At 51.1% G+C, this 12,233-nt stretch carries 11 protein-coding genes and 1 tRNA gene; 10 read left to right on the top strand and 2 right to left on the bottom strand.

All coding sequences use genetic code 11. The features are described from left to right. Positions 1-20 precede the first annotated feature (20 nt). The gene (locus tag M3090_RS09050; protein ID WP_249055406.1) at positions 21-1,637 is read left to right on the top strand and encodes a DUF5597 domain-containing protein; all 1,617 of its coding nucleotides are present in this window, start codon (positions 21-23) and stop codon (positions 1,635-1,637) included. A gap of 44 nt (positions 1,638-1,681) precedes the next feature. On the opposite strand, the gene M3090_RS09045 is transcribed toward M3090_RS09050, so the two are convergent. After that, positions 1,682-2,383 carry an SIR2 family NAD-dependent protein deacylase gene (locus M3090_RS09045; RefSeq protein WP_249055405.1) on the bottom strand — a complete coding sequence of 234 codons (702 nt, stop codon included), beginning with the start codon at positions 2,381-2,383 and terminating at the stop codon, positions 1,682-1,684. Between the two features lie 134 nt (positions 2,384-2,517). Here M3090_RS09045 and M3090_RS09040 point away from each other — a divergent pair, with 134 nt between their 5' ends. Beyond that, the gene (locus M3090_RS09040; protein WP_249055403.1) at positions 2,518-3,186 is read left to right on the top strand and encodes an outer membrane beta-barrel protein; all 669 of its coding nucleotides are present in this window, start codon (positions 2,518-2,520) and stop codon (positions 3,184-3,186) included. Between the two features lie 138 nt (positions 3,187-3,324). Continuing rightward, a complete protein-coding gene (locus tag M3090_RS09035; protein ID WP_249055402.1) occupies positions 3,325-3,783 on the top strand; it encodes a hypothetical protein in 459 nt (152 codons plus the stop codon). A 9-nt stretch (positions 3,784-3,792) separates the two neighbouring features. Here M3090_RS09035 and M3090_RS09030 read toward each other — a convergent pair whose 3' ends face one another. After that, positions 3,793-5,424, bottom strand: a complete 1,632-nt coding sequence (locus M3090_RS09030; RefSeq protein WP_249055399.1) for a sialidase family protein — start codon at positions 5,422-5,424, stop codon at positions 3,793-3,795. Positions 5,425-5,686: 262 nt separating this feature from the next. Between M3090_RS09030 and M3090_RS09025 the strand changes: the two genes are divergently transcribed. The 7 genes from M3090_RS09025 (at position 5,687) to M3090_RS08995 (ending at position 12,025) form a co-directional block, all read left to right on the top strand. Beyond that, a complete protein-coding gene (locus M3090_RS09025; RefSeq protein WP_249055397.1) occupies positions 5,687-6,283 on the top strand; it encodes an FKBP-type peptidyl-prolyl cis-trans isomerase in 597 nt (198 codons plus the stop codon). Between the two features lie 21 nt (positions 6,284-6,304). Beyond that, a complete protein-coding gene (locus M3090_RS09020; RefSeq protein ID WP_249055395.1) occupies positions 6,305-7,195 on the top strand; it encodes an FKBP-type peptidyl-prolyl cis-trans isomerase in 891 nt (296 codons plus the stop codon). A gap of 183 nt (positions 7,196-7,378) precedes the next feature. Next, positions 7,379-7,840 (top strand): Lrp/AsnC family transcriptional regulator, encoded by a 462-nt coding sequence (locus M3090_RS09015; protein WP_249055392.1) that lies wholly within the window; start codon positions 7,379-7,381, stop codon positions 7,838-7,840. A gap of 4 nt (positions 7,841-7,844) precedes the next feature. Continuing rightward, positions 7,845-8,156, top strand: coding sequence for a DUF4491 family protein (locus tag M3090_RS09010; RefSeq protein WP_249055390.1), 312 nt, complete (start codon positions 7,845-7,847; stop codon positions 8,154-8,156). A gap of 82 nt (positions 8,157-8,238) precedes the next feature. Continuing rightward, positions 8,239-8,312 (top strand) — tRNA-Ile (locus tag M3090_RS09005). Between the two features lie 130 nt (positions 8,313-8,442). Then, the gene (locus M3090_RS09000) at positions 8,443-9,708 is read left to right on the top strand and encodes a phage integrase SAM-like domain-containing protein (RefSeq protein WP_249055389.1); all 1,266 of its coding nucleotides are present in this window, start codon (positions 8,443-8,445) and stop codon (positions 9,706-9,708) included. A gap of 145 nt (positions 9,709-9,853) precedes the next feature. Next, a complete protein-coding gene (locus M3090_RS08995; protein ID WP_249055388.1) occupies positions 9,854-12,025 on the top strand; it encodes a hypothetical protein in 2,172 nt (723 codons plus the stop codon). Positions 12,026-12,233 lie beyond the last annotated feature (208 nt).

Here is a 12,233-nt window from a genome sequence, read left to right as displayed (position 1 = left end):
ATTCTAAATTTATCTTTATCATGAAACAACCTTTATTAAGAAAGTGCGCGGTCTGCGTACTGGTTTTGGCGGCTTTGATGGCCGGAAGCGTCCTGCGGGCGCAAGAGAAAGAACACCCCATTCCCCAGTTGGTAACGAAAGACGGACGCCATGCTCTGCTGGTGGACGGAGAGCCTTATATGATTCTGGCCGGGCAGTCGGACAACTCGTCCACCTGGCCCAAGATGTTGCCGGGTGTGTGGCGGGTGATAGAAGAAATGCATGCCAACACGCTGCAAATACCTCTCTACTGGGAGCAGGTGGAGCCTGAAGAGGGCAAGTATGACTTTTCGATGGTCGACCTGTTGCTGAAGCAGGCCCGTGAACACGAAGTGCGGCTCATCTTGACCTGGTTCGGGACTTGGAAGAACGGCAGCAACCACTACATGCCCGCCTGGATGAAGCTGCAGCCCAAGAAGTATCCCAACGTCGTCGGCAAGGACGGGCGTCCCGTCGATTCTCCGTCACCGCATGCCCTGGCCACGCGGGAGGCCGACGCGAAAGCCTTTGCGGCGTTGATGCGTCACCTGAAGGAAGCCGACCCGCAGCGCACGGTCATCCTGGTGCAAGTGGAGAACGAACCGGGCACGTGGGGCAGCGTGCGCGACTATTCGAAAGAAGCCGAACGGCTGTTCGGCCAGCCGGTTCCCGAGGCATTGTTGAAGCCGGAGGTGCTGAAGGCGCTGGGTGTGGATGCCCGGTCTGAGGGCACGTGGAGCGAAGTGTTCGGCGAGCGGGCCGACGAATACTTCCACGCCTGGTTGGTGGCTTCGTACATCGAATACGTGGCAGCCGCCGGACGGGAGGAATATCCCCTGCCGATGTTTGTCAACGTGGCGTTGCGCTGGCCGTTCGGCAACCCGCCGGCCACCAACTACGAGAGCGGCGGCCCCACGGACAACGTGATTCCCATTTGGAAGGTTGCCGCCCCGTCCATCTGTCTGCTGGCTCCTGACATTTATTTGCAGGGTGATGAGCCGGTGCTGAAAGTCCTCGAGCTTTACGCCCGTCCGGACAACGCCCTGCTGGTGCCCGAAACAAGCAGCGACCGTGTGAAGTACTTGTACGAAATCGTCGGTAAAGGCATCGGCTATTCGCCCTTCGGCATTGACAATCCGGTGAAGGTGGCCGTGCGCCAGCACGATGCCATCGCGGCGGAATACCGGCTTTTGGCGCCGATGGCGCGGCAACTGGCCCGCTGGAGTTTCGAGGGGCGCATCTTCACTGCCGTCGAGCGGGAGAAGCAGAGCGAGAGCCGCATCGACCTGGGCCAGTGGGAGGCAGTGCTTCAGTTCGGTACCGGACGCCACGCGGGCCAGCGGCCCGACACTGTGCCGCGTCCTGCCGACGGCAAGGCGATGATTGTCCGTCTGGCTGACAACGAGTTCCTGGCCGTGGGCACGCACTGCCGCTTCTCTTTCCGTCCCGTGGGGAAGAACGCCGGGAAGCCCTGGCAGTATCTCCGGGTGGAGGAAGGGTATTATGAGAATGGCGAGTTCCAGATGATTCGCGTGCTCAACGGCGACCAGACAGACTGGGGCGGACCGTACATAGGTGACAAGCCTACGTTATTGCGCATCACGTTGTACACGCGCTGACAGCCGGACGTGCCTCTGCACGCCCGGACTGCCCTGCCGGGGCGCTACGGCACGAGCATCTTCCGCAGTTCCTTGACGCCTTCCGACGCTCCTTCCCGAATGACGTGGATGGGGCGGTCGGAGTGGGCGTCGACGGGTTTGGGGTCGATGAGGTAGACGGGAGCCGTGTCGGGCACGTAGTACAAGAGTCCGGCGGCGGGATAGACATTGAGCGAAGTGCCGATGATGACAAAGATGTCCGCCTTTTGTACGAAGCGGATGGCTGTCTCAATCTCGGGAACAGCCTCGCCGAACCACACGATGAACGGACGTAGCTGGCTGCCGTCGCCGGCCAGATCGCCCAGGCGGACTTCGTATTCCTCGGGCTTCAGCTCTTTGATGTAGGCAGGGTTATAGGGGTCGCGGCTGGAGCAGACCTTGGTCAGCTCGCCGTGCAGGTGGATGACGTGCGTGCTGCCGGCGCGTTCGTGCAGGTTGTCCACGTTTTGCGTGACGACGGTCACGTTGAAGTCGCGTTCCAGTTCGGCCAGGCCGATGTGCCCTGCGTTGGGCTGCACGTCCAGCAGTTGCTTGCGCCGCTGGTTGTAGAAGTCGATGACCAGCCCCGGGTTGCGCGCATAGCCTTCGGGCGTGGCCACTTGTTCCACAGGATACTGTTCCCACAAGCCTCCCGCGTCGCGGAAGGTGCTGATGCCGCTTTCGGCGCTCATGCCCGCGCCGGTCAGGATGACAAGATTCTTTTTCATACGTTTTCTGTTTAAGGATTTCCTTTTTTCTTCTTCCACAAAAATACGTTTTTCCCGTTTCTTCGCAGTAGGAAATGTGCAGTATTTATTGTTTCTTTGCATTTTACAGACAGTTGAACCAAACTTGACAGACTATGGACAAACGTATTTTATCTGCCTGCTGTGCGGCATTGCTCCTGGCTCTGTCCGGGCTTCCGCTGCGGGCGCAGAATGTGTTTGCCGGGCGCTCGTCGCTGAGCGTGCAGGCCGGTCCGTCGTGGTACACGGGGCGTTTCCTGGGGCTGACCCATGCCGGGGCGGACTATCGCGGCGATTTGCGCCGGGGAGTAGCGTGGTCGGTGGACTACTGGTGGCGCGGCGTGCGGGACAAGGGGCGGCATGTGCGCGTGCAGCCGGGATTGCTCTACCAGGGCAGCACGTACAGCGGCTCGTGGCAAAACGGTTCGGACCGCCTGCATCTGCATTACATCGCTCCTCAGTTCGGCCTGTTCGGCGGGCGGGACCGCTGGCTGTGGCAGGCGTCGGTGGGCGCGGGCTACCAGTTCTTCAAGAACCACAGCCGGGTGTACGGGCGCGACCGCCGCGTGTCGATGAACAAGCTGGCTGCCAACCTGTCGGCGGGCGGCGAGTATGCCTTTACCCACCACTGGGCGGTGGCGTTGCGCCTGCACTGGTTGCTGTCGACGTCCGACCGCTACAACGTCTCCTACCACGACGAACACTGGAACGTGGAGCATCCCGCCACGGGCGAGGGCTACTTCGGTCAGTTGTCCCTGCAAGCCGGACTGGCCTGGCGTTTCTGATTTTTTGCCAACGTCCCACCCGTGCGGGGCGGCCGTGGCTCTTGTCCGCACGGAGCGTGCCTCGTGTTTGGAAGAAGCGCGGCCCGTGTCCGCAAGAGGCACGGAATCCATGAATATGAACTAAATGCTTGAATCGCAATGAAAATCCTTTATTCTCTTTTTTTGATTCTCTTGTCGGCCTGGTTGGTTTCCTGCGAAGAGGACAAGTCGGTCGACCCCACACTGATGCCTGAGGCCACGATGGAAGGGGCCAATACGTTCGGATGCCTGATAGACGGGTGGGTGTATGCCAGCGGCCGCTTCGGCCTGCCGCAAGTGAAGGACGAGAGCAGCGGCAGCGAGAGCCGCTTTGTGCTGACCGCTCCTGTGGGCACGTTTGAAGCGGTCAGCCTCACCTTCCTGAACCCCGTGGCGGGGCAGGAGTGTGACTACACCGCAGTCACCTCCGGCGGCGAAGACTTGGGCGCGGGGCGTGCCAGCATCAGTCGCCGCGACGGCTTCGTGTTCAGTGGCACGTTTGCCGGCGGACGCATCTCGGAGGGACGCTTCGACGTGCGCACCGGTTGGGACAGTGCGGAAGAACTGCCCGTGGAGTAGGGCAGGCCGTCAGTCGCCCAGCAAGTCCTTCAGCGGGATGGCCTGGAAGAGAATGTGTGCCGTGCTGCTTTCGTAGAGGATGCCTACCGTCTCGCGGTCAATCATCGTGAGGCACGAGTAGCCCCAGCTCTCGCCCTCGTCCAGCAGGACTTGCTGTGCGGCGGGCCACGTCAGGCCTCCGTCGGTGCTCAGTTTTACGGTGATGCGGTGGCGGCGCTTCGGGCTGTCGGGGTTGGAGAAGAGCAGCAGGTCGCGCCCCGTGGCATTGTCTTCGGCACGGACATGCAGCAGGCTGGCCATGCAGACGGGTTCTTGCAACGCACTGCGCGACGACGGGTGCTCCTGCCAGGTCTGCCCCAGGTCGGTGGTGGTGCACACCGCCCGGCTGCCCCCGCGGTTGTCGCGCATGTTCAGCATTAACTCGCCGGGTCGTACTTCCGCCACCTGGGCTTCGGTCGTGTTGCTGCGGGCCGGCTGGCTGATGCTCCACGTCTGTCCGTGGTCGCGGCTGTAGATGAGGCAGGCATGGGGCGTGCGGTCGGCGGCGATGAACTGTCCGGCAAAGACCAGCGTGCCGTCCGTCGTGCAGATGCCCCGTCCGGGCCCTTGCAGCAGGAAGTGCCATTCGGGCTGTTTCACCTGGGCGGTGATGTTGACAGGCTTCGACCACGTGCGTCCGTCGTCATCGCTGCGTGCCAGCACCAGTTGCCCCGTCTCTTCGATGTCCATGCCCGGCTTCGACTGGTTCCAGGCGCGGGCGTTGCCCATGCCGTGCGTCCAGGCGGCCATAATCCAGGCGGTGCCCGTCGTGTGGTCTACCAGGATGGCCGGGTCGCCCACACCGTTCTGTGCGCGGGGCAGTCCGCCGTGCTCCCCGAAGCTCAGGGGGATGCGCATCTTCTCCCACGTCTGTCCGCCGTCGGTGCTGCGGCTCAATCCTATCTCGATGTCTTCCTGAAGGTCCACACTGCTGTTGTGACGCACGTCGTAGACGGCGAGCAGCGTGCCGCGGTTGGTCGTGGCCAGTCCCGGTATGCGGTAGGCGGCCGCACCGTCGTCGCCGGCGTGGCGCACGCCCACGGCCATCCGGCGCGTAGTGCTAAGGCCCGTGCCCGACACCGGAGCCTCGCGCCCGTCCAACTGTGCCCCGGCCAGGCTGGCAGTCAGCCGGGCGGTCAGCGGGGTCGAACGTTTCATCTGCAAGCTTACCCAGAAATAGTTGGTGCCCGGGAACAGGTCTAGCCCCGCCTTCAGGGTCACTTCGCGGCCGGGGTGCTTCACTTCGTCTTTCAGCACCGAGTACGACGGAGAGGCGGCGCGGGTCTGGCCGGGCTGGTGCAGGGGGATGTAACTGACGGGGTAGAAGAAGTCGGCCGGGCGCTGGCGGATGCGGTCTGTGCCGCCATAGTACAGCTTGACGCTTTCGATGCTGTTCAGGTCCGTCTCGTCTCCGAAACGCACCTGCACGCAGTCCAGCCGCCGGGAGTCGGTGGCCCGGATGCGGAGATACATCAGTTCGTTGTCTTGACGGTCCAGCAGGATGGGAGTGGCGGGCGTGCGTACGAAAACAGTGTCGCCCGCTGCCTGTACGGACAAGGCTGCCATGAGGCAGAGCAGAAGGAGGGATGCTTTGGTATTCATAAGGTAGCGAAGGATTAAAGTTCTTTTCACGCAAATGTACGGATTCTATTCGGATTTCCAAGCAAAGGACGGGCGGAAAAGGGCGCCGGTGCCGGCAGAAGGGCGGATGGTCCCGTTTCTTTTGTGCGCTTTTTTCGTCATGCTAAGATTTTTTAAATCAGCGAAAGGTAGTTCATTCGGAGAAAAGACGTACTTTTGCGCCTTACAAAATGACAACCGGCTGGCAACGAACCGGAACCGGCCGGCAGACTAAAACGAAAACATGGACAAATTCAGCTACGCCATTGGCCTGGGGATAGGCCAGAATCTTTGGAGTATGGGCGCACGCGGCCTGGTGGTCGAAGATTTCGCCCAAGCAGTGAAGGATGTGTTGGACGGTAACGAGACCGCCATCAGCCACACGGAGGCCAGAGAGATTGTGAACAAGTATTTTGAGGAACTCGAAAAGAAAGTCAACGCCGAGAACATAGAGAAGGGAAAGCAACTGCTGGAGCAGAACAAGCAACGCCCGGAAGTGGTGACGCTGCCCAGCGGGCTCCAGTACGAGGTGATTGTGCCGGGCAACCCCGACGCTCCGCGTGCCACGCTGACCGACCGCGTGCAGTGCCATTACGAGGGCACACTGGTGGACGGCACTCTGTTCGACAGTTCCGTGCGCCGCGGCCAACCCGCCACGTTCGGCGTCAACCAGGTCATCCCCGGATGGGTGGAAGCCTTGCAACTGATGCCCGAAGGCGCCAAGTGGAAACTCTACATCCCCAGCAACCTGGCCTATGGCGCGCAGGGAGCCGGCGAACTCATCCCGCCGCACAGCACGCTGGTGTTTGAGATAGAACTTCTGAAAGTAATCAAATCATAATAAATAAATACGAAAAGCAACATGAAAAAGTTATCTTTCCTGGCCGTCGCAGCCATCGCTGCCGGCTTCGCATCCTGCACGGCGCAAAGCCCGAAGGCAAATCTTGAAAACAATGTAGACTCGCTGTCCTATGCCATCGGCATGGCCCGCACGCAGGGCCTGGAGGCTTTCCTGAGCCAGCAGGGCATCGACTCGACACAAATGTCCAATTTCATCAAGGGCTTCAACCAGGGCGCTTCGATGATTGACCCCGAAGACGTGGCCTACGTGGTCGGCCTGCAGGTGGGCAACATGGTCAGCAAGCAATGGGTGGAAGGCTTCAACCGCCAGATTTTCGGCAACGATTCTACGCAGACGCTGAGCCGCGAGAACATGTTGGCCGGATTCGTGGCTGGTACCCTGCACCGCGAAGACGTCATGAAGCAGATTGAGGCCGAAGGCTACATGCGCACCCAGATGGAAGCCATCCGCGAGAAGGCTCTGGCCGTGGAGTTTGCCGACAACAAGGCTGCCGGCGAGAAGTTCCTGGCCGAAAACAAGACGAAAGAGGGCGTGCAGACCACCGAAAGCGGCTTGCAGTATAAGATTCTGACCAAAGGCAACGGCCCCATCCCCGCTGACACGAACCGCGTGCAGGTGAACTACAAAGGTACGCTCATCGACGGCACCGAGTTCGACAGCTCTTACAAACGCAAGGACAAGAACGGCAAGAGCAAACCCGCTACGTTCTCGCCCAAACAAGTCATCAAGGGTTGGAGCGAGGCACTGACCATGATGCCTGTCGGCTCGAAGTGGGAACTCTACATCCCCTACGACCTGGCCTACGGCTCTCGCCAGTCGGGTAAGATCAAGCCTTTCTCCGCATTGATATTCGAAGTAGAACTGGTGGGCATCGAGAAACCGAAGAAATAAAGACGAGGCTCTCCGCGCGCCGTTTCGCAAAACAAAAGGGCAGGACAAATGCTGCAAAAGCATGTGTTCTGCCCATTTTTTTTGCCTTTTCCGCATTTTTCCTTCGTTTTGCATAGATAAATTAAAATAAAGCGCTATATTTGCTTACTATTTGACAATCGTTTATCTCTTATACCAAACATCATGGAAAAAATAGACAACCTTGATCGGCAGATTCTCGAGATCATCTCGCAGAACGCCCGCATCCCGTTTAAAGACGTGGCGGCAGAATGTGGCGTGTCGCGTGCAGCCATCCACCAGCGTGTGCAGCGCTTGATTGACTTGGGCGTTATCATTGGTTCGGGATACCACGTCAATCCCAAGTCCTTAGGCTACCGGACGTGTACCTACGTAGGTATCAAACTCGAAAAAGGCTCCATGTACAAGTCCGTCGTGGCCGAAATGAAAAAAATCCCCGAAGTCGTGGAATGTCATTTCACCACCGGCCCCTACACCATGCTGACCAAACTCTATGCCCGCGACAACGAACACCTGATGGAGCTGCTCAACAGCAAGATGCAGGAAATCCCGGGCGTCATCTCCACCGAAACCCTTATCTCGCTGGAGCAGAGCATCAAGAAAGAAGTACCCATTTGCCCGGAATGAGCCTATGGAGATTCTGACGGAATACCGTGTGGGCGGGTTGGTCATAGGCATTTGCACGTTTCTCATCATCGGCCTGTTCCACCCCGCCGTGATTAAGGCCGAGTATTATTGGGGCACCCGCTGCTGGTGGGCATTCCTGCTGTTGGGCGTGGCCGGCGTGCTTGCCTCTGTCTGCGTGGCCGACCTGTTCTGGTCGTCCTTGCTCGGAGTTTTTGCATTCTCTTCCTTCTGGAGCATCAAAGAGGTATTCGAGCAGGAAGAGCGTGTCCGTAAGGGTTGGTTTCCGAAGAATCCGCGTCGGAAGTACACGTTCTGACAGAAAAATATCCGCCAAAGTCTTGCACAAGTCAGGGAAAAGCACTACTTTTGCCCCCGCTATCCCGCAGAGAGGATGCATTGGACTTGTAGCTCAGTTGGTTAGAGCAACAGACTCATAATCTGGAGGTCCCAGGTTCAAGCCCTGGCTGGTCCACTGATAAACTCCTGTAAGTTAAATACTTATGGGAGTTTTCTTTTTATCTTCTGTTTATGAATCTTGACAGGAATCTGCCTGAAATCTGCTGATGTTGGTCTATTGTTGTTCCCAAATTATTTGAGATAACATGTTGACATTCAGAGTAGAAGTACTAAAGAGTAAGCGAAAAAGTGATGGTACTTACAATGTAAAGATTAGAATGACCTATAACAGGGAGGTCAAAAGACTGTCTACCAATATCTTTGTTAGGCAAGAAGATTTAACTAAATCATTCAAACTAAAGAACCCCAAGTTTATTAAAGAGGCAGATACCATAGTAAGGTATTATCAGGAAATCTGTGCTAAATTGCAGGTGGATATTAACAACTATACTTTGGATGATATTATAGTTCTCTTGAAGGGAGAACAAAAGAAATCCCAAGAGATAGACTTCATCCAATTCAGTAGAGAGTGGATAGCTCATACAACCATCAAAGGTGCAGAGAATTACACATCAGCCATCAATGCCTTTGTGAAGTTTCTTGGTAAAGATAAGTTGCTTGTCCAGCAATTGACTACTTCCTTATTAAAGGAATTTATGGACTATCTTGTCAAGAAGAGAGAAGAAAAAATCAAGTTGCTCAGGAAGCAAGGTAAAAGAATTCCATCCAATAGAGTAGTTTCCTTATATCTTGGCAGTATCAAGCATCTGTTTAATGAAGCCAAGAAGCAGTATAATGACTATGATAGGGACATAATACTCATCCCTCACTCTCCATTTGAGAACTTCAAGATACCCAAGCAGGAGGCAACAAGAAAAAGAGCCATTTCAGCTAAGGATATATTGAGGATATATGAAATGCCCTATCTTCTGGACTGTAAAGGCAGGGAAAGAGTAGGTAGATTCAATCTTGCCAAAGACTGTTTCATCCTCTCATTTGGGCTTATAGGCATGAATTCAGCAGACCTCTATTCATGTGAAGATATAAAGGAGGATGTCATTACTTATTATAGGGCAAAAACTTCTGCCCGAAGAAATGATAAAGCAAAAATGAAAGTAAAGGTAATGGATGTTATCAAACCTTTGGTAGAGAAGTATAGGGACAGAACAGGAAAGAGGGTGTTCAACTTCTATCAGCATTACTCTACAGCCGATGCTTTCAACAAAGCCATCAATTATGGCTTAAAGCAGATAGGAACAATCCTGCAAATAGAAGATTTGGAATATTATGCTGCCCGGCATAGTTGGGCTACCATAGCCATCAACAAAGCAGGAATAGACAAATATACCGTCCATTCAGCTCTCAACCACATAGATGAAGCTATGAAAGTGACTGATATTTATATTGAAAGGGACTTTAGAATTGAGAATGAAGCCAACAGGAAAGTGATTGAGTTTGTGTTTGGCAAATGAATAGGTTACAGTACAGAGAAGAATCTTTTGTTATTTTCGACGAGTAACAAAAATTCTTCTTCTGTATTCATTTCCTTTTCTTTAATTAGAAGAAATGAATACAAATGATTAACTTCGCGACATTAACAACTTATACCAAAATAAAATGGAAAATATTATAGAGCCGGGGAGTATCATTTCTGTAGGTAGATATGAAATACTATTTGCAACAGCACCTTATTATGACGAGGAAAACAATATGGTGGATGACAAGAAAGTCATACAATATTTGAATGATGCGGCAGTTAAATATGGTGAGATTGATTTGAAATATACCATAAATTGGTTGGAAAAATGGAAATCTATTTCTTCTGTCAATTTTCTAATGCCTGAAGATAAAACTCATTTGATGGATATTTTTGTCACCACCCCATATGGTCTAATAAAGAAGAACCGAACTGGAATTGGAGCTACTACATTGGAATTAAATTCTCCAAGAAACAGTATAGTGGTTGTACCAACCCGTTCATTGGCTTATGGAAAGGCTGTTAATAGTAAAATAGAAGGAGAAACGAATAAATATAAGATATTATATGTTGGCGGAAAAATTACAGGTTTTGATATACCAAGTATATCTGATTATTTATTAGATTCTTCTATAGGGTATAAGAAATTTATTGTTGTTGCTGACAGTCTGCCTATCCTATTAAATATGATAGGAAAGGACAATTTCAAGGATTACTTCTTTATGGTTGATGAAATAGATTCATACCAATATGATTGTAGTTATAGACCTAAAATGGAAGACGTCATTGATTACTATTTTCAATTTCCTCCTTCAAAAAGATGCTTAGTATCTGCTACTATTGGAAATTTTTCAAACAAAAAAATAGAAGAAGAACCTGTAATCAATGTGGAATTTTGTAATCCACAACCAAGAAATATTAAACTCATCCATACAAATGATGCCGAGGTGAGAACTAAAAAGACTATTGAAGATATTTATTCGGCTAATCCCAATGAGAAGATACTGATAGCATACAATTCTGTAAAGGGATGTGCTACAGTCATAAATAGTTTAGATGCAAATTTGAAATCCCAATGTGCTATCTTATGTAGTTCTACAAACAAGGAGATAACAGAATATTATGACGAAATACTAGAGGAAAATCTTCCTAAACAGATAGCTTTTATGACTTGTACTTATTTTGTAGGAATTGATATTAAAGAAAGATTTCATCTTATTTCCGTTGTCAACACCCAAAAACCTTATACTGTCTTGTCGATTGATAAGTTACAACAAATTGCAGGAAGATGCAGGAATAAAGAAGGTTTATTAAGCGAAACCATAATATATACAACTACAGAAACTGAGGAAAATATTGATTTACAGGATATACAAAGACGAGCATTGGAGGATGCTAAACAAATGTCTGATTTTGGTAATTTATATCCTCAGCTTAAATGCAAGTTCCCTAATTCATACTTGCTTAGGGATGAATTTGTAACAAAAGATTTCATTGAATCATCCAAGAAAAAGTATGGAAGAAGTGGATATATAAGAATGGTTCGGAAGGATATATATGAAAAATTCGTACCTTCATATTTTAATTTGGATTTTATTAGAATACAAGTTGAAATGTTGAATTATTTATATTCAAAGGGGTCACATCTTGCAGAAAAAATGCAAAATACTGGACATTATATTGAATGTTATGATTATACAGAGAGTGAAGAAATACCGGATGATGTTAGAGAAAATACAGATGCAGAATTCCAACAAGCCAATATTATTCAAAGAGAAGAGATTATTTTACGATTACAAGAAGCAAATACGATAGAAGATAGAAAGATGATTGCAAAGAATTTATCTATGGGAATTTGCTCACAACAAAATAGACTATTTCTTGAGTATTTTGTTGAATTACAAGAATATGTGCCTTTTAGCGTCTTAATAGAAAAACTAAATTCTTTTGATACTTACTGCTATGATAAATTCTATAACTTTGTCATTTTCTGGGCTTTAGATGATACCCACTCTATTAAATCTACAATCCATAGGAACCTACCTACAAATACCCCTTTTACGGGGGAAGAATTAACAAAAAAGTTTAATGCTGTATATAGCGGAGTGTTAGGCTATGCTCCTTTAACTCCGAGACAGGCAATTCCTATTATTCGGAATTTTTGTACTATATCAGAGAGGACGTCAAAACGTGTAGAAGGAAAACCTATAGGAGCGTACAAAGTAATAGATTATAATCCTTTTGGATTAGAGGGAGAACCCTTAAAACGTATTACTGCCAACCAAAACATGAAAACTTTTTTTAGATTTTAACATCCTTGATTGTATTCACTTCTCATATATATTAAAATGGATATGAATACAAAACAATCCATTAGCCCCTGTTTTCAACCCTTTGGAAGCAGGGGCTTATGTTTCTGAAATAGTAATGAATAGCTGAATTTACTCCCTAAGTCATTTCTAACTAAAATTATTTTATTTTTTTCAGTCGTCTTTATAACCACAAGCACCCAGTAACTCA

This window comes from Bacteroides sp. ET71, assembly GCF_023336905.1.
Classification (GTDB): domain Bacteria; phylum Bacteroidota; class Bacteroidia; order Bacteroidales; family Bacteroidaceae; genus Bacteroides.
This window is presented reverse-complemented; position numbering and strand designations above follow the sequence as displayed.

Bases quoted from the DNA above. Each gene is read 5' to 3' on its own strand.
- M3090_RS09020 (WP_249055395.1), top strand. From the start codon at position 6,305: ATGAAAAAGTTATCTTTCCTGGCCGTCGCAGCCATCGCTGCCGGCTTC.
- M3090_RS09025 (WP_249055397.1), top strand. From the start codon at position 5,687: ATGGACAAATTCAGCTACGCCATTGGCCTGGGGATAGGCCAGAATCTT.
- M3090_RS09000 (WP_249055389.1), top strand. From the start codon at position 8,443: ATGTTGACATTCAGAGTAGAAGTACTAAAGAGTAAGCGAAAAAGTGAT.
- M3090_RS09030 (WP_249055399.1), bottom strand. From the start codon at position 5,424: ATGAATACCAAAGCATCCCTCCTTCTGCTCTGCCTCATGGCAGCCTTG.
- M3090_RS09045 (WP_249055405.1), bottom strand. From the start codon at position 2,383: ATGAAAAAGAATCTTGTCATCCTGACCGGCGCGGGCATGAGCGCCGAA.
- M3090_RS09040 (WP_249055403.1), top strand. From the start codon at position 2,518: ATGGACAAACGTATTTTATCTGCCTGCTGTGCGGCATTGCTCCTGGCT.
- M3090_RS09015 (WP_249055392.1), top strand. From the start codon at position 7,379: ATGGAAAAAATAGACAACCTTGATCGGCAGATTCTCGAGATCATCTCG.
- M3090_RS08995 (WP_249055388.1), top strand. From the start codon at position 9,854: ATGGAAAATATTATAGAGCCGGGGAGTATCATTTCTGTAGGTAGATAT.
- M3090_RS09050 (WP_249055406.1), top strand. From the start codon at position 21: ATGAAACAACCTTTATTAAGAAAGTGCGCGGTCTGCGTACTGGTTTTG.
- M3090_RS09035 (WP_249055402.1), top strand. From the start codon at position 3,325: ATGAAAATCCTTTATTCTCTTTTTTTGATTCTCTTGTCGGCCTGGTTG.
- M3090_RS09010 (WP_249055390.1), top strand. From the start codon at position 7,845: ATGGAGATTCTGACGGAATACCGTGTGGGCGGGTTGGTCATAGGCATT.